Annotated in this window: 17 protein-coding genes and 1 other RNA gene; 3 read left to right on the forward strand and 15 right to left on the reverse strand. The window is 50.5% G+C overall.

Annotation, left to right across the window (positions count from 1 at the left end; all coding sequences use genetic code 11):
- Positions 1–194: 194 nt before the first annotated feature.
- Positions 195–290, reverse strand: an RNA gene (gene ffs / locus NTV65_01945) — signal recognition particle sRNA small type.
- A gap of 141 nt (positions 291–431) precedes the next feature.
- Here ffs and NTV65_01950 point away from each other — a divergent pair.
- Entirely contained in the window at positions 432–959 is a 528-nt protein-coding gene (locus NTV65_01950) for a hypothetical protein (protein MCX6113964.1), read from the forward strand.
- Here NTV65_01950 and NTV65_01955 read toward each other — a convergent pair.
- From NTV65_01955 to pilM, 10 genes are all read right to left on the reverse strand, one after another.
- Positions 901–2,424 (reverse strand): J domain-containing protein, encoded by a 1,524-nt coding sequence (locus tag NTV65_01955; GenBank protein MCX6113965.1) that lies wholly within the window; start codon positions 2,422–2,424, stop codon positions 901–903. The genes NTV65_01950 and NTV65_01955 overlap by 59 nt on opposite strands.
- Before the next feature lie 21 nt (positions 2,425–2,445).
- A complete protein-coding gene (locus NTV65_01960; GenBank protein MCX6113966.1) occupies positions 2,446–3,477 on the reverse strand; it encodes a DUF1573 domain-containing protein in 1,032 nt (343 codons plus the stop codon).
- Positions 3,478–3,516: 39 nt separating this feature from the next.
- Entirely contained in the window at positions 3,517–4,875 is a 1,359-nt protein-coding gene (gene accC, locus NTV65_01965) for an acetyl-CoA carboxylase biotin carboxylase subunit (protein MCX6113967.1), read from the reverse strand.
- Positions 4,876–4,879: 4 nt separating this feature from the next.
- Positions 4,880–5,344: an acetyl-CoA carboxylase biotin carboxyl carrier protein gene (gene accB, locus NTV65_01970; protein ID MCX6113968.1), complete on the reverse strand. Its 465-nt coding sequence runs from the start codon at positions 5,342–5,344 to the stop codon at positions 4,880–4,882.
- 98 nt (positions 5,345–5,442) lie between these two features.
- A complete protein-coding gene (locus NTV65_01975) occupies positions 5,443–6,291 on the reverse strand; it encodes a hypothetical protein (protein ID MCX6113969.1) in 849 nt (282 codons plus the stop codon).
- Positions 6,292–6,310: 19 nt separating this feature from the next.
- Entirely contained in the window at positions 6,311–8,089 is a 1,779-nt protein-coding gene (pilQ, locus tag NTV65_01980) for a type IV pilus secretin PilQ (GenBank protein ID MCX6113970.1), read from the reverse strand.
- A 4-nt stretch (positions 8,090–8,093) separates the two neighbouring features.
- The gene (locus NTV65_01985) at positions 8,094–9,071 is read right to left on the reverse strand and encodes an AMIN domain-containing protein (GenBank protein ID MCX6113971.1); all 978 of its coding nucleotides are present in this window, start codon (positions 9,069–9,071) and stop codon (positions 8,094–8,096) included.
- Positions 9,072–9,355: 284 nt separating this feature from the next.
- Positions 9,356–9,928, reverse strand: a complete 573-nt coding sequence (locus tag NTV65_01990) for a hypothetical protein (protein ID MCX6113972.1) — start codon at positions 9,926–9,928, stop codon at positions 9,356–9,358.
- A 15-nt stretch (positions 9,929–9,943) separates the two neighbouring features.
- The gene (locus tag NTV65_01995) at positions 9,944–10,519 is read right to left on the reverse strand and encodes a PilN domain-containing protein (protein ID MCX6113973.1); all 576 of its coding nucleotides are present in this window, start codon (positions 10,517–10,519) and stop codon (positions 9,944–9,946) included.
- Between the two features lie 16 nt (positions 10,520–10,535).
- Positions 10,536–11,441, reverse strand: coding sequence for a pilus assembly protein PilM (gene pilM, locus NTV65_02000; GenBank protein ID MCX6113974.1), 906 nt, complete (start codon positions 11,439–11,441; stop codon positions 10,536–10,538).
- Between the two features lie 206 nt (positions 11,442–11,647).
- On the opposite strand from pilM, the gene priA reads away from it, so the two are divergent.
- Entirely contained in the window at positions 11,648–13,957 is a 2,310-nt protein-coding gene (gene priA, locus NTV65_02005) for a primosomal protein N' (protein ID MCX6113975.1), read from the forward strand.
- A 6-nt stretch (positions 13,958–13,963) separates the two neighbouring features.
- Here priA and NTV65_02010 read toward each other — a convergent pair whose 3' ends face one another.
- Both NTV65_02010 and NTV65_02015 read right to left on the reverse strand, forming a co-directional pair.
- The gene (locus NTV65_02010; GenBank protein MCX6113976.1) at positions 13,964–14,626 is read right to left on the reverse strand and encodes a hypothetical protein; all 663 of its coding nucleotides are present in this window, start codon (positions 14,624–14,626) and stop codon (positions 13,964–13,966) included.
- A gap of 8 nt (positions 14,627–14,634) precedes the next feature.
- On the reverse strand, positions 14,635–16,782 hold the full coding sequence (locus NTV65_02015) for a VWA domain-containing protein (protein MCX6113977.1): 2,148 nt from the start codon (positions 16,780–16,782) through the stop codon (positions 14,635–14,637).
- A gap of 430 nt (positions 16,783–17,212) precedes the next feature.
- Between NTV65_02015 and NTV65_02020 the strand changes: the two genes are divergently transcribed.
- Entirely contained in the window at positions 17,213–17,830 is a 618-nt protein-coding gene (locus NTV65_02020) for a peptidylprolyl isomerase (protein MCX6113978.1), read from the forward strand.
- A 73-nt stretch (positions 17,831–17,903) separates the two neighbouring features.
- Here the strand turns inward: NTV65_02020 and NTV65_02025 are convergent, their stop codons facing one another.
- Together NTV65_02025 and NTV65_02030 are read right to left on the reverse strand one after the other, a co-directional pair.
- Positions 17,904–19,727, reverse strand: coding sequence for a hypothetical protein (locus tag NTV65_02025; protein ID MCX6113979.1), 1,824 nt, complete (start codon positions 19,725–19,727; stop codon positions 17,904–17,906).
- Between the two features lie 203 nt (positions 19,728–19,930).
- Positions 19,931–22,360, reverse strand: a complete 2,430-nt coding sequence (locus tag NTV65_02030; GenBank protein MCX6113980.1) for a PBP1A family penicillin-binding protein — start codon at positions 22,358–22,360, stop codon at positions 19,931–19,933.
- Positions 22,361–22,385: the final 25 nt, after the last annotated feature.

Here is a 22,385-nt window from a genome sequence, read left to right on the forward strand (position 1 = left end):
GCAATGCGGTGGGGGTGAAAACATTAACTGGTCACAAAATCTGCCGTCCCCGATCAGGGGACGACCAATCGAATTACCTATGAAACTTCGCCGTAATCTCAATAGCTTGAATCGCGACATTAAACTACGGTGACCAGTTACAATGCTGCTGAGGTATTAAGATCGGCGCTCCCAGCTATGATGTGCTGGTAAAAAGCGGCGACCGGGAACGCATCACAGATACATGTGGTACGGTTGCTATCTTCCGATCCTGGCCGGGTTCGCGCACTCTCTCGCGCGCCCCAATCGCCGCGTTGATCATTATAGTCCCCTTCTCTGCCACTGTCACGAAGTAGGCCGCTGCATTCACATAAAAGGACTACTGCTGCAAAACGCTACACGAGTGCGGTCATTCGCAGCAGCACTCCTCAAGTTACATGAGAGATATCAGTATGTTGCAATATTATCTGGCGGGCATGCCAGATGCATTAAGGGAGCTCATGCAGATAAACACAGCTATCCTTAGAGAGATCTCGTTCCAGGTATCCGAGGGCAATCCACACTGGGGACTCCTACTTGCAAACGAGTATCTAGACGCAAGCGGCTACCTACATGCGGCGCTCTTTAGTAAGTTTCTGGCAAGATTTGGGGCCAGCTACGCCTGTCATCCCCTAGCAAAACGGCTAAAGGCTGGGGCGCGCGCCGCTGAGCTGCCTAAATATTTAAGGGAGCAGATCGGAGAGCGGGCCCACCGCAGCGACAAAAAGCGGGAGCTACTGGCGGGCCGAAACCTTGCGGTCCTTAGAAGCACTGGAGCTCGCCGTCCGCTGCCGCTGCGCTCACAGCCCCAGATGCGTTTTAGACCGACTGGCATATCGCCCCATCAGATCTATGCACGCAGAGAGCTACCGTTAGAGAGAGCTACCTATCTTCGCTCTCTTGCTCGTGTAACTCTAAAAGTCGCTCATAGCGCTGAGTAATGTAGATAAACTCCTCTGTTGTATCAGCTGGTGCGCCCTGATTGAGATCCGGATGTACCGCTTTAACCGCCTGGCGATAGGCGAGCTTTATCTCCGCTATAGACACCTGTGGATTAAGATTAAAGAACTTGAGAACCTCAAGATACTCAGCAGAAAGCCTTACCTCCACTCCTGCGCCCTGCGCTCTAGGTTGCTTTGGGGCTAGCTCTGCTACATATCCATTAGGATCTTCACTATGCAGAGCTTGCGCCCGACTATGTTCCTGTCTCTGTCTATGTCTCTGTCTGCGTTGCCGAATGAAAAGGAATAGGAGTAACAACAGAGCCCCGCTAGCTAGCGATATCGGCACCAAAGCTCTTTTAATGCGCAGCAAAATAGATTCAGCAGGCCGCTGGCTAAGTTCGGCCTGCGCGTAAAGAAGAGGCGCAATCTTTACAGCTATCTGCTCATCCTTACTGGCATATAACAGCAGGGCCGTTTTTATAGTGGGCTCTGCCATAGCCTGCATAACCGCCGCAGGCTGCAGATCCAGTGCGCGTAGCAGTAGTTCATGATGCTTAGTCGTGCGCTCATTAAAGTTTAAATTTGAGATAATGCGCAGGGTCAAGACAGCTTGCCCCTGGGCAAGCGCCCGTTCAGCAAAAGCGAGCGCAAGCTGCTTGGTGATTGATGGAGCAAGCCTTGCTGTAAGTGGCGCAACTCTGAGAATTTCAAGGTGTTGCTCAAAGGTTTTATTATCAAGTGCGGCTTCTGATTTATGAACCATCGAAACGGAGCTCAGCCACGCTAACAACTCCACCCTCTCGCTAGCATCACCCTGCATCAGAGCTACGACCTGCTGCACGCGCTGGGTGCCTGGTTCAATCCTGCCCTGGGTAAAATCCTGCTCTGCCAAATCAAATCCATACGATCGACATCGCACCAGGGGTTCTAATAGCTCTCTCCCTTGTAACACCAGGCTCTCTAGCTCCTGAACGTTTAGCTGGAAAATAATTGGGCAGACCCGATCTGTTGTGCTCTGCGGGACCACCTCGCGCAGAGCCTCGACTAACGAGCGTCTTCCTAGCTCTGTCGCCGTCATCTGCTGCACTATTTTTACAACATCTGCGTGTGAAATAATGGGGTCATGCAGAAGTGCTGTCAGTAACGCCACTGTAAGTTGGCCATCACCATCAGCACTCGCCGCAACTAGCAGCTCCCCGATACTCTGTAACGATAGATCGTGTAGGCGCCCAGAGGATGTGTAGAGTAGGACAACACGCCGTCCAACTTGAGACTCAGAGACGAGGGCCGCTTGATTAAATACCGCTACAGCGACCTGACCATGTCCCAATTTACCTAGAGAGGTAACCGGCAGTGCTATGCCCTGGTAAGAGACACTATCCGCCATCGCCAATAATGGAGAGTACAGGATCGACACACTACAAATAATAAGTACCTGTAGCACACGGAGAGAACGGGCCATTCGCACTACTCCTGTAACTATTTACTGCTTTGGTGGCAAAACTCCAAACACATTGAGAAATACAACCCGCTCGGTTGGATGATTTGTGGCGATTTCAACCGTAGCTTTCATATCGCTGGTAACCTTTGAGGGATCCACCCTCACAACGATTACCCCACTCTTTCCGGGCTGACTATCAACGAGTGTTGCAGTTACTGCGGCATCCGAGCTTAAAAGTGATTCGATGCTAACGGCTTGCTTCGATCTGTTTTCAAACTTAACTCGGCGCTCAATGGGCTCCACTCCCGACACAACACCGAATGAAACGGTTGCGGGGCTGACGATCAGATCGCCCTCAACGAACGCCACTATAGGTATGTTAAGAGCGGGTTGAGCTGTCCCCGAGAACTCAACTACCAAACGATCCCTAAAGGGCCCACGGGGCGCCTGGGGAAGTAGCGTAACGGTATAAGAGGCGCGCCGCCCAGCGTGCGTGACCTCCTGGATCTGAACGTATGGAGATGGGATATGGACCGAATTGATAGTTGCATCAACTGATTCAGGTACATCGACCGTGAAGCTCCTGCGTCGCTCATCCTCTGAGGCGCTCTGAGTTATCCTTCCGAATTCAAGCATTACTGGTCGCGCGGTCGCTCCAGGTACAATGTTACCCTTAATGGTAAGCACAAAGCTCGGCATGCTTGGATCGTTTGTAAGCACCTCGACGCTCTTTGTTTTATTTCCAGAGAATCCAGCGGAATCGAACTCAACTTTAATTTTGTCCGAGGCCCCAGGCAGTATAACCGGGGAGCCAACGGTTGCCGCAGTGCATCCACATGTTGTATTAAGCCCCTGAATACGGAGCTCTCCGTTGCCGATATTTCGGATCTCAAATTCATGCACAACCTTCTGCCCCTGCTGTGCTGAACCAAAATCAAATGAACGCTCCGCTACCTGAACGGTGCCCCGTTTTGCGGACTCCTGCGCCTGCGCGTTAATGATCAGAGCCGGGCTGTGTGATAACCAGCCGACAAGTAACACAGAGAGAGAAAAAGCTACTAGACTGCGATTCATTATAGAATCTCCCTAATGTTTCTTAACGCGCTAGCGACATCAATCAAATAGCTGCACCTGATCGAGGAACTTTGTTGAGAAGTTACCGCTCCTAAAGTCAGGATGTGAGAGCACCCTGCGGTGCAGTTCGATATTGGTTGTAATACCATCGATCAGATATTCATCTAGCGCAACAAGAAGCTTGTTTATGCAGGATTCCCTATCCAGATCGCGCACGATTAACTTCCCGATCATAGAGTCATAATAAGGCTTGACCGTATATCCTGCGTATATAGCAGAATCAACGCGCACACCGTTGCCACCGGGAGGGTGGTAACTCTTAATCAATCCTGGTGATGGGATCATGGTGCGAGGATCCTCTGCATTAATTCGCACCTCGATAGCGTGGCCTGAGACCTTTATATCCTTCTGTTGCCATGAGAGCTCAGCGCCTGCCGCTAGCATGATCTGCTCCTTAACAAGATCAGTATCGGTCACCATCTCGGTAACTGGATGTTCAACCTGCAAGCGGGTATTCATCTCGATAAAGTAGAACTTATTAGTTGCAAGATCAGCCAAGAACTCTACCGTTCCAAGGCTTGAGTAATTTACCGATTTAACCAGCTCTATCGCGGCATCCTGAATCTGATTCTGTAGATCAGCTGGCAGACCGATTGATGGGGCCTCTTCGATAACCTTTTGGTAGCGGCGCTGAATCGAACAATCACGAATACCAAGGTGCACAACGTTGTGAGCTAGGTCGCCTGCAACCTGAACCTCGATGTGGCGAACACAGGGGAGGTACTTCTCTACTAGGATATGCCCATCTCCAAAGGCGGCCTCTACCTCGCGCTGAGCCATCTGAAATGTGGAGACGAAATCCTCCGGCCCCTTTACGATCTTCATTCCACGCCCACCACCACCGGCGCAGGCCTTAAGTAGCACAGGATATCCAGCCTTATCGGCTATCTTAAGAGCTTCTGCAGGATCGAGGGTCCCCTTGCTATCTCCCGGAATAGTCGGAACACCGACCTTATCGGCAACTCGACGAGCACGCGCCTTATCGCCCATAATGCGCATATTACGCACGCTTGGTCCGATAAAGGTGATGCCACAACTTTCACATATCTCGGCAAAGGCCGAATTCTCGCTTAGAAAACCATATCCAGGATGGATCGCATCGGCACGAGTTGCTACAGCAGCAGACATAATAGAAGCGATATTAAGGTAGCTATCCTTGGCAAGCGCCGGGCCGATACAGACGCTCTCAGTCGCAAGCTTGACGTGCAACGCATCTTCATCAGCCGTTGAGTGCACGGCTACCGTTTTAATACCGAGCTCGTGGCAGGCACGAATAATACGGAGAGCGATTTCACCGCGATTGGCGATCAAAATTTTCTGGAACGGTAGTGATTTCATTAGATTAGACCGCTGGATCGATCAGAAACAGAACTTCGCCGAACTCAACTACCTTGCCCTCGGTTACAAGTATCTTTACGATCTTGCCGGAGCTAGGCGCCTCTATCGGGTTCATCAGCTTCATAGCTTCAACGATGCAAAGGGTAGCGCCCTTGGAGATAATGTCTCCCTCCTTGGCAAACAGCTCTGCGTCTGGGGATGGTTTGCGGTAGAAGGTTCCAACAAGTGGTGATTCAACCTTCACATACCGACCAAGGTCCTCCTGCGGTCCAGTACCATTGGATGGGGCTGCATGCTGCGCACCGACATGCACAGCTGGCACCATATCCATACGGGACTCAAGCTGCGTATAGGCGCCTGCAGCGTTACGGGCCAACTTAACGCGGGTGCCGTCCTGCTCTAATTCAAACTCGGTTACCTCATTTTGTTTGAGGATCCTAATGATGTGCTCGATGTCGTTAATGTCCATAAGGCGACATCCTAGCCATTAATCGGGGGTAAAGCCAAGACCGCTGTAGTTTTTTTTACGATCAAGCGTCGTGAAATCAATATGTTGGCTATGTAGGGCTACTCTTCTACGACGATCTCAGTATCAAGGTCCTCATCCTGCTCTACCTCAGGCTCTGGGGCGACATCCCCGTCCCCGATCCAGTCATCATTAAATTTATCCGGATCAGAGATCTCCGAATCATCCACAAATTGAGCGTCAGCCTCGCTAGCGCTAGCCTGAGCCGAGCCCTGCGGCAATACATCGATAGGAAGGAATGCTGGATTGGTCTCGTAAACCTTGCCCGACGATGAAATACCGGTGATCCTGGCCGTTACCTCTAGGATATACGGTGCCGCCGGTAGGGAGGCGCTGTTAACGTTGAGCCACTCCGTTATTACTGCGGGAACAATCGATGTAAGCGCAAAGGCGGTGTTGCAGTTCCTATTAAAAGTGGGAGGAAGACTTGATACTGGGGTGGCTACTACTCCACCAGCTTGGCCTCCACCTTGGCCTCCACCTTGGCTACCAGCCTCTGCTGGACCAGCAAACACGGTGACCAGTAAATTAGTTGATGGAGGTTGCAGAGCTGCGCCCGGTATAAAGTAATCCAAAAATATGCGATCGGCTCTAAAGAACTGCCCAGAAAGGTTGTTCTGCACACCAACCGCCGCGGTGGTCCTAGCACTACTATCTCCCAACACAATGCTTGTAATACCAAGGGGTGCGGGTATCTGAACACAGCCCCGACTGGTATTGCCAGTGCCGCCGCCCTGATTAGGAGTTGGAACGGATCCGTAGATACCAAGAAACGTTACTGATACGCCCTGATCGTTATTCGCAGCGCCGTTACCGCCACACGCCAAGATTATAACGGAAGCGGCACATGCTATGCCGATGATCGCGTACTTTCTTATGGTTATTTGCATATACCCTCTAACCTTCGTTTTAGCTCGCGGCCTTCATACTTGCGTCGTCGAAACTTCCCTCAACGATGCGCGGCGTGATGAAGAACAGAAGCTCCTCATCTGAATCGTCAACGACACTTCGTCTAAAGAAGGTACCGAGCACCGGAATGTCCTTAAAAAACGGTACCCCTGAAATCCGGTCCCCCTCGGTAATCTTGTAAATTCCTCCAAGTGCAAAGGTCTGCCCACTCGATACGAGCACAGTTGAGCTGGCGCTACGCTCGAACTCGTTAGGAATCTTATCCACCTCCTTCGATCCGAAGGTACTAGACTTGGCCTTAATATCGAGCAGGATAAAGTAATCTGGGGAGGCCTGCGGAGTTACATTAAGCGTAATGCCGGCCTCGATAACCTCAGTAGCGGTAGCGCCAGCTCCATTGGCCTGTGCACCAGATCCTGTTGCTACCGAGAGTCCTCCGTTAGGAAGCTTAACTCTGAACTTCTCAACGCTCTTAATCTGTGCCGCTTTGTTGTTAGTTGTTGCTACGGCTGGTCGACTGATAATTCTGATGCGCCCCTCCTGCTCAAGCTGCGAGAGTCTGAACTCAAGGCTCTTTGTGCCATCGGCGCTACCAAAGAGCATACTAACCGCAGATCCACCCGCAGCACTTACAGCGGCCGGGAAAGAGGAACCGGTGGTCGTACCAGGTACAGTGCTACCACCAATCGAGACCGAGGATGGAAAGTTAAGACCCGTACCGTTTCCAGTCGATGGTGATTGAATATACTGGAATCCAAGCTCGCTACCCAATTCACGCGAAAGGTTGCGACTAGCCTCGACGATCTGGGTTTCAAGGAGCACCTGTGGGGTACGAAGATCGAGCTTGCTAACAAGCTCCACTACGTTCTTGAGCCCGTTCCTAACATCCTTCACGATTATCTGATTTGATCGCTCATCGTAAGCAACAGATCCTCGCTCTGAGAGAACGGTCTCTACAAGGATCTTCATCTCCGCTGCCTTTGCGTAGCTGACCCTTAGATACTTAACACCAATCGGCTCAAGCTCCTCCTCTGCGTCCTGTGCATGCTTTAGGTTCTCACGCTCAACTCGCAACTTCTCAACTGAAGCGATCCGCATCACGTTGCCCTCAAGAACCTTATCAAGTCCGTTACTCCTAAGGATTACGTCTAGTGCCTGATCCCATGGAACATCAAGGAGGCGAAGTGTAACTTTGCCGCTTACCTCCTCGCTTGCAACTATATTGAGGTTTGAAACCTCTGCGATGATTCTGAGCGCGTTATCGATATCCGTATCCTGAAGATCGAGGGAGATGAGGCGCCCACTATAACTTGATTTATCACCAAGCAGCGCATCGAGATCTGCCTCTGATATTCCTCCTACTGTATTTTTGCCCTTAACCTTCACAACTACGGGCTTCTTATCAGTATCTGGGTTTTTTGCTACTACTTCGGCCTGTTTGCCTTTCTGATTAGTTTCCGCCTTTGGCTCATTTTTATCCTTCTGCACCTTTTCGTTCTTTTGATTCTTCAACTCCTTCTCGTCCTTCTTATCAGGTGGTGCAAGTTGTGCTCTAATATCACTTACCACCCTGGCTAGATCGTGCGTCTCTTCAACGATCACCGCTCCGTTATGCTCGCGTGCCGTAAGGTATGCGCTAGGTTGAGAAAAGATCCTAACGAGCACATCCTTACCAGCAACGATAGGTCGTGCAGATCTAATCACTGATTTTGGAGAGTCTGAAAATAGCGCCCCCTTCGTAACTGTATCTGAAAGGGTGCTGCCCTTTAGCGTCAGCACATACTCAGATGGGGCACTTCTCTGTAGTGAGAAGTTCAGCCACCTGCCCGGTTAATGTTTGCCCGTTTTCTAACGACAGTTTTGTGATCTCTGTAGGTGCTGCACCCTTGGCAGGGGCTACTGCTGCGAGGAGCGTCTCAGCTTCTGTGTCTGCTGCGGCTACGCTCAGCTCAGTGCCTACATCCCTATCGATCTTCTGATCGCTAACTATATCGGCGAAGGTCTTAGAAGCTGTCGCTTCCTCGTTTCCTAGCCCCTCTACCTCTATCTTATCGTTTTCGAGTTTTTGTGTTGCATCTGTTTTTGAGGATCTCGCTACAACGGAAACCTGCTCGGATGCTACTATACCCCTAAGTGTAACAACGATAGACCCGTTTATAACTAGTACCTCATGCTGAATCTGCTTGCCCTCTGAAAGGTCAAGCACAACTCGGCTCCGATCGGAGTGTGCTCCTAGGCGTATGGCAGAGATGAAATTAAGATCCGATACGGGCATCTTGCGACTTGCTTTAACTTTTTCAGCCTCGACATCAACAACCAACCTAGCTGGATTACTCAAGCGCTGAACTGAGTACTTTGGGGTATGCCCAGTTGTTTGAAGAGAGATCGTATCGACCCCTGTGATATGTGAGATCTTTATACCGATTGAGCCCGCCGAGCGTGCCAGTATCGTTGTGCTTGGATTCTTATCCTGTACCGGTTGTAAATCCTGAATAGTTTTTAGTGTTGGCTTAGCCTCTTTGGCACTTAGCTGCTTAGACTTGGTGTTGGTGCTTGGCTGTATGCTGGTCAGAGACTTAGAAGGCTCAGAGATATCGATCGTCATTGTATCGGGTGGTAGGAGTGGCCTAATCCCAGAGCCAGAAATCGCATTGGATTTAAGGACTATCGGCTCAGCGCGGCACAACTCTGCTGATGCAGAAAGGATAGCGCAACTGACTAGCAGCGCTGTTCGCATAATATTTATATGTACTAACGTCATGAGAAATTTCCCCTTATGGGACCCTCTAAAAATAACGCCAAACAACTACCTACTTCGCATTTTATCCTGGAAATTTGCTATTTTTGGATCTGCACTCTATGCACGTGGCGCTCCTCGGATAAATTCATGCTCTCGAGATGAGATGGTCCGGTCGCTAGAAAGGTCGCGGAAAGTTTGCAGCACACACCGATCCTGCTAAGCAAGTGCAATCAAACCCATCAAAGACAGCAGAACGGCGTACTACCTAGCAGAAAGGTCGCTTTTTAATTTACTGTAAACACCGCCTACTGGGGACGGCGTTCTATTCCGTGACTTAGATCTGCGGCTTCGATCTGCGAGATCGTGCACGAGAGGGTAACAACCCTTGTAAGGTCAGTATCCAGCCCCCTACTTTCTGGGTCACTCGTGATCCGAAGCTCGCTGATCAGGAGCTCTGGAGCGTTGCGCTCAAGCTGCTCTAAAAAGTTAAGTAGCTCTTGAAAGCTCCCTATCAGAACTATACTCCCCCTCCTTTCCAGTACGGGCCCATGTGATATCGGCTCCTCTCTGGTAAACGACCTGAGTTCAAGTGAGAGCCTACCAGCCAATCCCTCAAGGCGATCGAGTACGCTAGTGCCCTCCGACCTCGCAAATAATGCTCCCTGCTCTATCTCGCCACTCTCTAGCTCCAGCAGTTGTAGATCTACTGAAAGTTTCGTAATTCTACTGCGTTCCTCAGATACCCAACACCACCCCTCAACAGCGCTACCAAGAAATATAAACCAACAGACTAGGATAACCGCACCTGTGCTGCTGGCTAGCAGCATCCTGTGTGAATTGAGCTCCCATCTAGATCTAGTCCCGATATTTTTCACCATAATCATACTCACTCACTACCTCTCAATCTGTGGATCTGGCTCGCTCGGCCTTTGCTGTGCAAGATGCACAACGAAGGAGCGTCCCCTCCCGTCTCCGCTTTGAATCCTGCTAGTTGCGTCAACCCTTACGGCAGAAAATAGTTGGCCCTCTTCCAGGGTGTGCGCGAATGTGGAGAGATCCTCAGCTCTATCGGCATACCCCAACAAACGGACCCCCTCCCTGCCCTGCTCAATATCAGAGAGCCAGAGAGCTGCCGGTAACGCGTTAATAATCTCCCGCAGAATAATACTGACGCCAGCTGTGCCGCTCCTCTCGATATGAAGATCCTCAACTAGCCTTACGATCTGATTACGTTGACTCCTTTGCGCCAGCACCTGCCCCTGTTGCTGCTTGACTAGATTCGCAACCCTGTGGTCAGCACGTAGAGCATCGAGGGTGCTCTCTAACTCGGCGGTATATTTTTTCAGCATAATAGCGACAAGCAGGCACACAACCGATGAGAATAGGGCGGTCATACAGAGTTGGCGGTGCTGTTTAACCCTTAATATCTTGGCGCTTTGCTCAGCTCTTAGGAAGTTTACTGTTATCATCACCCGCACAGCTCCACTAAAACCCCCTAAGCGCCAAACCAACTGCGACACTAAGCTCGCTCTCCATGATGGAATCTCCAAGGCAGATTTTTGCCTGTACGGCCCCCTGCAGTATCTGCTGAACGCCCTTGGCAATTAGCGGCTCCCCCGATATTAAAACATGCTCTACTGCTTCTAAGTGTGCGCCAGCCTCTAAGCGTATCTCACCGGCGATAGCCTCCCCTAGGCGCGCAACTACCTGCGCACCATTTTCACTTGCATCCTTAGGAAATTCTCGAAGCACTACAGGTACCCGATCTCGATAGATGCTGACCCCGACATAGCAGGGATTGATCTGAACTATTGCAAGGGTTTTAGCGCAGTAGTCTGGCCGATAGTGGTACCAGGCGTTGTAGAGCGCTAGCGGCTCTATATCCACAATAACAACCTCTCCACCGATCCTCTCTATAACAGATACAACGCTACGCAGATCGGCTTTGCGCGCTACGGCAACGAAGACACGGTGCTCTAATAAGTTAGGCGAAGGTAATACCGTATAGTCGATCTGAATCTGATCGTGCTTAAGTGCGGTCTCTGCTATGACCTCTGAATGCACCTTTAAGGCGAGCTCCTCCAGGGGGCCTTGCGGTAACCTAAGTACCTTCGTAAAGACCCTCTGCGCGGGTAGCGCCACGGCAAACCGCCGCGACCGTATCTTAGCTTCAATCAGAAGCTCCCTTAGGCTAGCTGCCAAGCGCTCCTCACTACCATAAGCAGCTGATTTTATCTCTCGTACCCCCCAGCGCACAGGAGTAGCTATGCCAGAGCTAGCTCCTCTACAACTGCCGAGCTCGACAACACGAATAGCTCCCCTACCTAGATCGACCCCAACTAAGGAGGAGGAGCGTTCCAGGATTCTATTCTTGAGCGTTAAAAAATCCATGCGCCAACCTACCGCCACCTTCCACTTGCCATATTCCAGCTGTACGTTCGGGTGGGACCTCCCTTTTGTTTCGCCAGGCTAACCCTCCTATATAATTTGCAACCTATGCCCCAGAATTACCCCCCCTTCGGCCGCTTTTCTATGCAAAATCGGCTTTCAAGTTAGGGCTAACGGAGTACTATGCAGCTGCCTAGCCATCACTGCCCATGAGTCAGATACCGCTTCTTAATATCGCTGAGATAGTGGAAGACCCCTCTCCGCAACGCTTCCTTTCGGCTGTAATCTCGCCTCTACAGGGGGAGTACCTTTATGGCTACGACCCTGCGATACACCCCGGTCTCCAGGTAGGAAGTATCGTTATGCTGCCCCTCGGAAAACGTCGAGTTCCGGGATTTATAATCTCTAAGGACTCTGCGCGTGAGGCCAAAAGCCTAGCAGAGATGGGGGCGCGCTCCGTAAAGATTAAATCAATCGCTAGTGAGCCCCCTCCGATAGCGGCCTTCTCGGCGCAGCATCTTGAGTTCTTTGAATGGATCGCCAAGTACTACGCCGAGCCGCTCTCGAAGGTTCTAGACCTTGCGATCCCACTGCCTGCATTTGGGCGCTCCGATCCGATGTTGCGTGCCGTTGCTCAGACGACCTCTATAGAGTTGGGCGCTATAAAGTTGAGAGCCGCTCAACGCAGGGTCTTTGAGCAACTTGTTGCTAGCGGGGGCTGGATTCATATCTCGCGGCTTAGAAAGCTACTCCCTGCTTCGGCCCTGACCATTAACACCCTAATCAAAATTGGACTAATAGAGCAGCAGGAGCTTCCTGACAACTCGCAGAGCCTCCACAAGCCAGACCTTACCTCGCTCTATGATACCCTTACAGCTGAACAAAAACAGGCTGTAGATCAGATCTGTAAGGAGGTTCGCGCAGAATCGTTCTCAAGCTTTCTGCTGCACGGAGTTACCGGTAGTGGCAAGACAGAGGTCTATCTTGAGGTCATTATTGAAGCACTCAAGCACGGGCGTTCTGCTCTGATAGTTGTGCCGGAGATCGCCTTAACTCCGCAGTTAATTGAACGCTTTGAAGCGCGGCTTAAGCAGCCGGTTGCCCTGCTCCACAGTGGCTTAAAACCAAGTGAGCGCTGGCAACACTGGGCGAATCTACTTGCCGGGCGTGTGCGGGTTGCGATCGGCGCGCGTTCGGCTATCTTTGCTCCGATAGATAATCTGGGCGCAATCGTAATAGACGAAGAGCATGACCATTCATTCAAACAGGGAGAAGGGCTGCGTTACAATGCCCGCGACCTCGCCATAGTTCGCGCTAAGATCTCAAAGTGCCCGATCATACTTGGATCGGCAACGCCCTCGCTCGAAACGTATCATCACGCTAAAACTGGCAAGCATGTTTTGCTGGCTCTAACCCACCGCTTCTATACATCTCCGCCGTTAATCTACAAAATAATCGACCTTAATAAGATTAAGCCCTGGGAGATGTCCTCAAAGAGCGTCTCGCCGCAGCTCCTACAGGGCCTTCAAAATACCCTCAGCTCCGGTGAACAGGCATTTGTGCTCTATAATAGAAGGGGTTTTGCAACCTACATGCAGTGCTCAACGTGCGAACATGTCGTTGGATGTCCGCACTGTAGCGTAACTCTAACCTACCACCAAAAAAACAACTCACTACTCTGTCATTTCTGCGGTTTCTCAACTCCCCCGCCGGTGATCTGTGCTGGATGTGGGGCACGCGAGGATCTTAGCCTCGATCCAGCTAAACGTGAATCGATCTTTACTAACCGCGGCGCCGGTACTGAACGTGTATACGAGGAACTTGCAACGCTTTTGCCCGCGGCGCGCCTTGCAAAGCTCGATCGTGATTCCGTACGTTCAATAGCAGATTATACCGATATACTTGGCCGAGTTCGCGAGCGTAGCGTTGATATCCTAGTCGGTACTCAGATGATCGCAAAGGGACACGACCTTCCCGACGTAACGTTTGTTGGCATCGTTGATTGTGATGTGGGCTTACATGTACCTGACTTTCGAGCAGCCGAGCGCGCCTTTCAGCTTTTAACGCAGGTTTCTGGACGTGCTGGACGGCGTGAAAAACAGGGGCACGTTGCGTTACAGACCCGCGTTCCAACACACTTAAGCCTGCAACAAACTGTGCGCGCGGACTACTTTAAGTTTGCAGAGTTAGAGCTCGATCTCCGCAAAAAGCTGGACTATCCCCCGTTCCACCGCCTGCTTCGAGTTATTATTGCGGCCGAGGATAAGATTGCAGCTCAGAAAGCTGCCGGACTACTTGCCGCAGAGCTTTCAGCTATCTGCTTACAGCTTGGTGTAACGATGCTTGGGCCGGCACCTGCCCCAATTGAAAAGGTTCGCAGCCTTTGGCGCTATCATATTCTATGTAAGGCACCCACTGCTGCGCTCCTGCAGCACGTTATGCAGCGCATAAAGAGGCAGTTTGTAGAGCCTAAAAATATTAGACTGGTCTTTGACCTTGATCCGCAGGATATGCTGTAGCAGTTGCTAATGTTGCCCTTCATTAAACTGCTGATAGAGCTGTGCGTACTCTACATCGAGGGCGTCATATCTGCGCTTTAAGATAAAATACTGCTCATTTCCCCTCTGAATCTCGTTTAAAAGGGTCTGTCCCTGCTCCTCTGACTGTAAAAGATCGCCTCTCAGCTTTAGTACCTGCTCCTGCATCTGAGCTGACATCTCGATCTCGGACATGATAGTCTCCATCTTACTGGTTGTTTCAGCGATCTGAACTCGTAAATGATCGTTTTTAGATTTGAGATCCTCCTCCTTTCTCTGCAGAATTTTAAGCTCCTCCTTAGTTTCTGTGGTGCTGGCCTCAAGCTCACGCGTGATCTCTTCAAGCTCTCTTAAACGAACCTCTATCATATCCAACTCCGCCTGCGCGATAGTTACGCGGCCGCGCTCAGCCTTGAGCGACTCGCGCGCCGTAGTAAAGGCTTTAGCACTTAATAAGAGCTGCTGTGGATCCGCCATCTCATGCGAGAGCTCTTGAATTCTGGTCCAAAGCGCTCGTTTCTCCCCTACCTCTGCCAGCACATTGGCATAAACGCTCTCGCGACCAGCATTAACAGCCCGCGCACGTAGGAATATAACGACACCGACAACTGCAGCCTGGAGGATACCAACGATAAGAATAATCAGTGCCATGCTGTGTGTTACGGTAGAGCTCCTTTACCTGTGCTCCTCTCCCGATTCTCCGCTGTAGTCGATTTATTCTTGGTTACTACTGGCTCAAAGATCGGATCATCTATACCAACTTCGCTTTTTGATACTCGTCCCTCTAAATCTACAATCGCATCTACTAAGCTCTTCTGCGGAATATACTTAGGAGCTCCGTTTAATCTTAGGGCCGACCTTTTTTTTAAGATCCTATACGTTATAATTCCAATCAGCAGATTAGCCACGGTTATTATACCTATCGGAATGATAGGGAATTCGGGCTCTTTACTTGCAGGTTGCACCTCTCGCACAACGACATTAACCGGCGCTTCACCGTATCGTCGCACCGTTGTGCGCTTAAATGATATCTCATCTGTCTCCTCCTCAACCTCCTGACGATTCTTGGTCGTTCCCTTAAGCACCGCTTGCAGTGAATAACTCCCATCAAGCGGAAGGGCGTCCGCCTGAACCTCATACTCCAGGGCATTACCTATCGAGCGCTTAAGCGGTATTTCGTAACGCTTACGCCCCTCTAAACTAGCGACCAGTATCACCGAGAGCTCCCTGAAAGAGGTAGCCTCCTTACTTAGCTTAGCCCTAAAGGCCCAGTGTTCGTCTCCATTAATTATACTATCTTTCTCACTTTCCTTAACACCCTCGGAGTGCCCAGATTGTGTATGCTCACCTGCATTACCGGATTGCACGTGCTTACTCTTATGACCAGCACGATCATCTCCAGATAATACTTCAAAGGTAATCAGGGGTGGTTTTACTTTGAACGGTAGGGGCTGTGTTCGATAAAAGGTTGGAGCTTTAGCAGAGACAGTCATCCTATACTCACCTGGATCTTGAATATAAATCATCTTTGAAAAGATCCCATCACGCTTGGTCAGATCCCCCTCGTTGCCCTCATCATTAAGCACCCCTTCTAGAATAGGGGCCGATACGCTATCGGTTGGGATAATCTGAAAAGCATACTTATTAACGCTGTTCATCTCCGGAAGTACAACTGGCCTCTCCCCTTCGTATAATCGTGCTTGTATAAGAGTAGCATTCTGAGAGCGCACTAAGATCGGCCAATCAATGGCAAGTTTTAAGTTGGTCATAACAGCTGTAAACTGCTCAGCTGACTCGACGCCGTTAATCTCCCAGTCCCCCGATTCCGGCTCTTTTACCGTTATTATATCGAACTTTTCAGTTGCGAACCAACTGACATGCTCTGCAACATTGGCTCCGTTCAGGCGTTCACCCTTGGGGCTTGTTAAGGTGATAGATGCGTTAGGAGTATGGCTTATATAGAAGGTAGCCTCTTCAATTCCGTCATCAATGTGTAGCTCCTTGCCAGGCCTAGAAACGGCTGGCTCAGGCTTCATGGCCGTAAAGAGCTCTGCGAAAGTTTTATTGAGGTCTGCGGGGGTCGCTGCATATAAGCCTATTGCATCAGTTGCTCCAGCGATCTCACCAAGCAGCGCGCGATCTGCCTGATCACTAAATGCCAGGGTATAAATCGCTATCTCCTTTGCCTTTATGCCGGGTAGTACATCGTGGATAAGCTCAAGGGTTCTTGCGAACGGCATGCCCTGCGCTGGATCTGGCTCCATCTTTCCATCAGATAATAGAAGCATCACACGTCCAGCTTCCGCGCGTGGTTGCGACTCAAGGATCTCTCTACCGATCTTCACAGCTTCAAGCAGATCGGTATATTGCCCCTCGGTCTTTATATTTTCGATCTCTTTCTCAATAACGGGGCGTTGATCAGCGGTATAGGGCTTGAGAGCTTGTACGAGTTGCGTTTTCCCAGAAAATCCAACAATGGCGAGTCGATCGCCATTATTCAGGAACTGTGTAATCTGCTTTGCACCCTGATAGCGCAGCCGCATCGGATCTGTTTTAATCATGCTTCCAGATGTGTCCAAGAGCAGCACAACATCTATTGGCCTATCCTGGCGCGCGCGCCCCTCAGCATTAGCCGAGAAACTATGTAAAAGTAAGGTTGCAAGCACAGCAAGCGTACTAACGCCCCAGACAAGCGCCTGGGGTCGGTTAACTCCAAGCTTCTCCATCACATGTAACCCTATGGCATTGCGAATACTTAGCCACATCTGCAAGCCCCTCCCAAGAGCCCTTACAGTAAGTATCGACATAAAGGGGAAACTACTGAAGGATTAGCCGTAACTGGTCACCGTAGTTTTATGTCGCGATTCAAGCTACTCAGATTACGGCGAAGTTTCATAGGTAATTCGATTGGTCGTCCCCTGATCGGGGACGGCAGATTTTGTGACTAGTTAATGTTATCACCCCAGATTTGCTCCGCAAATCGACCCCTGAGGGGTTGTTATCACCCCCACCGCATTGCTGCGCAAGCAGCTTGCGCTGCTGGACGGGCTCCGCATATCGGCCCCTTAGGGGCTATTGAGTGTCATTACCGTAGGCAAATATTTCTGGAATATGCTGACTAGTTACCTTTAGCCTATACTATATATATACAGTGAGAGCCGTGGGTAAGAGCTATAAGATACAATATGTTATGGCGTATCTAGTTAAAAACTCGAGGGATTCCATATAGTGAAAGCTTTGCTACATTCACAACTACGGCGCTTTGTAATTATTCCTATTTTTACCACTCTTTGCTTTACGCTAGCCCTTATACCGCTAGCCGCCAACGCCGAGCAGGAGCCCCCCTTTGAGCTCCCTCCAAAAGCTGAGTTACTTAAAATTAGAAGTGCTATTATGGAGACCTCTAAGGGGCGGCTCTTTATCGAGCTCTTTCCCGAGGAGGCGCCGTGGCATGTGGCGAACTTTAAATACTTGGCAGATAAGAATTTCTATTCAGGGGTTCAGTTTCATCTCTTTCAGCAGGGCTACATAATTCAGGGCGGAGATCCACTTGGTAACGGCCTTGGTGGTCCAGGATATACCCTTTCACCTGAGTTCAGCCGCCGCAATCATATCCTCGGCACCCTCGGTATGGCGCGCAAACCTGATACGATCGCTGCAACAAAAAAAACGGTAAATCCGGAGCGCCGCTCCAGTGGAAGTCAGTTTCACCTTCTGTTGGAAGACGCTCCCCATATGGATGGAAATTATACCATCTTCGGTCGAGTAGTTGCTGGGCTTGATACGCTCAAGCAACTACGGCGTGGGGATAGGATCGAGAAGCTTACGGTCTTTATTAGAGAGGGTGGGCGCTAGCTGCATACAGCACTACTGTCAAGGTCCCCTTTCTTTGAACACATAATCTTAAATCAGTAGCATCCGCTGTTCCTCAGCGGCTGCCACGCAGGGCCCTAGCATAATCAGCAACTGAGATGCGCAGGGCATCCAGGATCTCATACATGCGCGCGAAGTTTATGTAACGATCAGGGGTACGCAGCTTCGACCATGTGCCTGTGCGTAGCTCAGAGCCATTAACCACCCGTTTAAGCGAGCCGTGGCCACCGTGACCATCATTAGTTTCGACTACATTCCAAGCTGACAGAGAGGCCACGAATTCGCGGTAATTCATCTGTCCAGTGCGCTGAATAGAGTCGCGAAATTCTTGGCGCTCGTTCTGTCTTTGCTGCTCCGATGTGAGAGCTACATGTTTAGGGGGTAGAGCTGGTGGTGCCGGAGAGGCGACAATTATTCGGGCAAACCATAGCTCAGGAGTTACAAACTCAATGGAGGTGCGGGTGATAACGCTCTCGACCGAGCAGGCGCCTACTTTAGAGAAGAATTCATTTCTAGTCGTACTACCGGGCATACAAGTCCCGAGTATGGTTACCTGCGCCCCCTCGAAGATAACAATCGTTGGCTCGCGATCGCTTATGATGCTCAGCACCTCAGGATGAGAGATCCAGAGCGATCCAATTTTAGACCGCTCGATTGCAAGCGTATCTTGAACAACCTTGCGCGCGGCCTCTATGTTAATGTGCCTCGGTTCTGCTATTAAGCGCAGATCCCAGGCTGGAAATACCTTAGCGTTCTCATCTATGTGCAGGCCCAAGCCCCCTCGAGCGAAGAACTGAAGACGTGATTCAAGCGCAATCCCCCCCAGTTGGAACCCTTGGTCCTTGTAATTTTGTGATGGAGTGGTAAGGCACTGTTTATTAGCGTGTGAGTCGAACGTACCTAGAACTGGTGGATCTTTCGGGTCTGACGAGAAGTCAACGAATGATATCTGCCCAGCGACAAAGTACGAGTTGGAAACCGGAGGCTTTGACTGACTGCTGAGAAATTCCCGGAGGTTTGGTAGCCCGTTTTCCAGAAATATATCCCACAGGCAAGCGCTAGTAAGGGCATTAAAAATCTGCTCTCGATCTGACTGAAATATATTAAGAGTGCGTCGTAGTGTGTCGAACTGAGAACGGGCTGAAAGAGACTCTATTTTCAGCCGTTGCTCACTGGTCGCGGAGGACTCTAGGGCCTTAAAGTAGTCCTGTAATATTCCCTCAAATGGGGCATACTGAAGTATACGACTTATTGTTGCAATAAGAAGTGCTGTGCGAAGATCTTTCATCATCGAGGCAGCAAACGACTGGGCCCCTGCCATCCCAGTCTCATTGGGCGCAGCGATGTAGTTATTGACAGCGGACAAGAGCTGTCCGTAGGCAAACCGCAATCCGATCGTCAGTTGTGCGAGCTGGTTGCCTGATGAGATAGATCTAAAAGAGTACTCTTTTAGGATCTCAAATGTTTCGGAGACAGTTGAATTAATCCACGATTCAACTTCGGGTCGCGGACTAAGGGCACGCTGAAAGTGCCCCTCACTAACACTTTTGGCGACATCTTCAGGTGCCGCCTCTTGTTTTTGTGATTGGTGGGAAGAGTAGAGCAAGGGCTGATGATATGATGGAAGGGCCTCGGCGGCTTCCTGGAGTAGTGGGAGCAGAACCTCGAAGTGTGAGTCAGGTTTTGCGTAGAAGGCATTAAGCAGGGCACGATACCCCATAAGGAGCATCGTATCGCTGTTAAATTTTTGAATTAAAAGTTGGCTCTGTTCCCGCTCCTTTGGGATTTTTCCAAGGGTGATAAATTCTGCAGTTAGATCAATGGACGCCGCGATGCTGCGCAGATCCTTGTCGGTATATTTGAGGCCTGGATAGGTCATAGAGTTACCCCCTAAAGCGCCCTGTAAGATAAGGCTCGATTATATCAAGGAGGGCAGGCTAAAGAATCGTGGAAGGTGAGAATTTTAAGAATATGGTAGATAAGGATAGTAAAATCGATCGATTTTCTGTTGATAGTTACAATAGATCAGCTACTTGCGGAAATTAATTGATTAGAGAGGGTGGGCGCTAGCTGCATACTGCGCTACAGATCTGGCGACTCAAGGTACGAACTAGCGCTCGTCTCATATTCCTCATCAAGGGGCGCGGCTCCCTCCTCGGGCTCTGTGCCATTGATAAAATACTCTAGGAACCCACCTGCTGCTCCCTCCGAGACCCTTCGGCCACTAGATTTATCAACCCAAAATGGGCTAACTCCCTCTGGAATACTAAAATCAAGCTGCTCCGTTACAACTGGGGGGGTATATGCGATACCGAGACGCTCGGCCTCTGCCCTAGCCTCACGTCCAACGGACTCACTAGCTGTGTCCTCCTGATACTTTAAGAAATCACGCATTAGATAGAGCCAGATCGGTGCTGCTACCACGCCGCCCGTTTCCTTTGGGCCGATCTGTTTCTTCTGGTCAAATCCGACCCATACTCCGCATACCCAGGTCGGGGTATATCCGATAAACCAGGTATCCATCTGATCGTTTGAGGTGCCGGTCTTGCCGGCTGCCGGGCGTTCCAGCTCCTTAATTTTGTACCCAGTTCCGCTATTAACTACGCCCTTCATCATATTAGCCATAATAAAGGCGCTATTTTCACTGATTACCTGCTGCCCCTTGCCAACCCTTTCGGCCTCGTAGTCGTACAGAACCTTGCCGAATCTATCCTGTATCTTGGTCACAAAGACCGAATTAAAGAGCACCCCCTTTGCTGGAAAAACTCCATAGGCTCTCGTCATCTCAAGTGGGGTTACTTCGCTACTTCCGAGCGAGAGCGAAAGATTACGGCCAAGTGGGCTCGTGATACCAAGGAGTCGGGCATACTGAATGGCAGCCTCCACTCCGATACGTGAAACGATATCAGCGGAGACTAGGTTTCTCGATTTTTCAAGGGCAGTTCTTAGCGTGATAGGTCCAAGAAACTTCTCGTCGAAGTTGGCTGGGGTCCAGAGCGTATCTCCAACCTTGAAGGTACGGGCGGCATCGACCAGGATGGTTGCTGGTGTATAGCGAAACTTATCTACTGCTGCGAGATAAATGACCGGCTTAAAGGCCGACCCGGGTTGTCTAAGGGACTGTGTAGCGCGGTTAAACTGGCTCTGATTGTAATCGTATCCTCCAGCCATGGCGCGCACCTCACCACTGGTCGGATCGATCAGAACTACTGCACCCTCAATCTCTGGGGTCTGATCAAGCACGTACCTTGCTGGTTTCTTCTCTTCCCCCTTAACATCTGGAGTGGGCTCTCGTAGCGAAACCTCAATGATATCACCCTGCCGCACTACATCAGCAGGGAGTCCGAAGCGGGTAGTATCATCGCGCAACAGGAGCTTCCTCGCCCACCCTGCATCGTTAAGATCAAGGGTTATTGATTGCTTACCAACAAGTAGCTTTGCGGACCCTCTAGCTATTGAGCGAACAAAAGCTGGATATGGCGCGCTATCATCTACCAGACCATCTCCATATTTTATAGCGTACTCCGACTCGCTCATCTTAAAGAGTGGCCCACGCCAACCACGCCGTTTATCAACCTCCCTTAACCCTTTTCTTAGGGCTCCAAGCGCAAGCTGATCTACTTTGACATCTACCGCGGTGGTAATCTCGAGCCCCTCGCTATCTATATCAAGATCCCTCCATCTCTCCAGAAAGACCCTACGTATCTCGCCTACATAATACGGGGATGCGAAGATATTCTGTTGTGATGCCGGATAGACTGTGAGCTTCTCTTGCAGCGCGCGTTCCTTATCCTGCTCAGTTATAAAATGCGCCTCAACCATCTGGGTTAAAACCTGCTGCTGGCGCTGCCGGGAACGCTTCTGATTTTTTAGGGGTGAGACGCTGCTAGGAGCCTTCGGTAATCCAGCAAGTATCGCAGCCTCAGCCAGGGTTAACTCCGGAAGCTCCTTATGAAAGTAGATTCTAGCAGCGGCCTTTATACCGTAGGCGCTATTACCGAAGAAGATCTGATTAAGGTAGATCTCAAAGATCTCATCCTTAGAGAATCGTCGCTCAAGACGATACGAAAGTATCGCCTCCTTGCCCTTTCGTACGAAGCTCTTCTCGGGCGTGAGGAGCAGGTTTTTTACCACCTGTTGAGTTATAGTAGATGCGCCCTGTTTAGCGTTGCCGCTCTGCATGTTCTTTACAACAGCTCGCGCGATACTGACCGGATCGATCCCGTGATGGCTATAAAAGGAGGCGTCCTCCGCTGCAAGGAAGGCCTTGCGCACCATATCCGGAACCTCCTGCAACTTTACTGGATAGCGGCGCTCGGAATAAAACTCCGCCAATAGGGTGCCATCCCGTGCAAGGACTCGGCTTACCGCAGGCGGGGTATAATCCTCTATACGAGAGAGCCGTGGTAGATCGCGGGTCAGGTAATAGTATGCCCATCCACCAAAGAGAGCTGCAACGAGCGTCGTGGCGATTCCAGCCGTAAGTATAATGTAGAAAAGCTTGCGGAACATTACTCCGGAGATTATCCGTCATGTC

Source organism: Pseudomonadota bacterium (assembly GCA_026390555.1).
Taxonomy (GTDB): Bacteria; Bdellovibrionota_C; UBA2361; order UBA2361; family OMII01; genus OMII01.

Excerpts from the sequence above, each read along its gene's own strand:
- NTV65_01950 (MCX6113964.1), top strand. The coding sequence starts at position 432 with ATGTTGCAATATTATCTGGCGGGCATGCCAGATGCATTAAGGGAGCTC.
- NTV65_01955 (MCX6113965.1), bottom strand. The coding sequence starts at position 2,424 with ATGGCCCGTTCTCTCCGTGTGCTACAGGTACTTATTATTTGTAGTGTG.
- NTV65_01960 (MCX6113966.1), bottom strand. The coding sequence starts at position 3,477 with ATGAATCGCAGTCTAGTAGCTTTTTCTCTCTCTGTGTTACTTGTCGGC.
- accC (MCX6113967.1), bottom strand. The coding sequence starts at position 4,875 with ATGAAATCACTACCGTTCCAGAAAATTTTGATCGCCAATCGCGGTGAA.
- accB (MCX6113968.1), bottom strand. The coding sequence starts at position 5,344 with ATGGACATTAACGACATCGAGCACATCATTAGGATCCTCAAACAAAAT.
- NTV65_01975 (MCX6113969.1), bottom strand. The coding sequence starts at position 6,291 with ATGCAAATAACCATAAGAAAGTACGCGATCATCGGCATAGCATGTGCC.
- NTV65_01985 (MCX6113971.1), bottom strand. The coding sequence starts at position 9,071 with ATGACGTTAGTACATATAAATATTATGCGAACAGCGCTGCTAGTCAGT.
- NTV65_01990 (MCX6113972.1), bottom strand. The coding sequence starts at position 9,928 with ATGGTGAAAAATATCGGGACTAGATCTAGATGGGAGCTCAATTCACAC.
- NTV65_01995 (MCX6113973.1), bottom strand. The coding sequence starts at position 10,519 with ATGATAACAGTAAACTTCCTAAGAGCTGAGCAAAGCGCCAAGATATTA.
- pilM (MCX6113974.1), bottom strand. The coding sequence starts at position 11,441 with ATGGATTTTTTAACGCTCAAGAATAGAATCCTGGAACGCTCCTCCTCC.
- priA (MCX6113975.1), top strand. The coding sequence starts at position 11,648 with ATGAGTCAGATACCGCTTCTTAATATCGCTGAGATAGTGGAAGACCCC.
- NTV65_02010 (MCX6113976.1), bottom strand. The coding sequence starts at position 14,626 with ATGGCACTGATTATTCTTATCGTTGGTATCCTCCAGGCTGCAGTTGTC.
- NTV65_02015 (MCX6113977.1), bottom strand. The coding sequence starts at position 16,782 with ATGTCGATACTTACTGTAAGGGCTCTTGGGAGGGGCTTGCAGATGTGG.
- NTV65_02025 (MCX6113979.1), bottom strand. The coding sequence starts at position 19,727 with ATGACCTATCCAGGCCTCAAATATACCGACAAGGATCTGCGCAGCATC.
- NTV65_02030 (MCX6113980.1), bottom strand. The coding sequence starts at position 22,360 with ATGTTCCGCAAGCTTTTCTACATTATACTTACGGCTGGAATCGCCACG.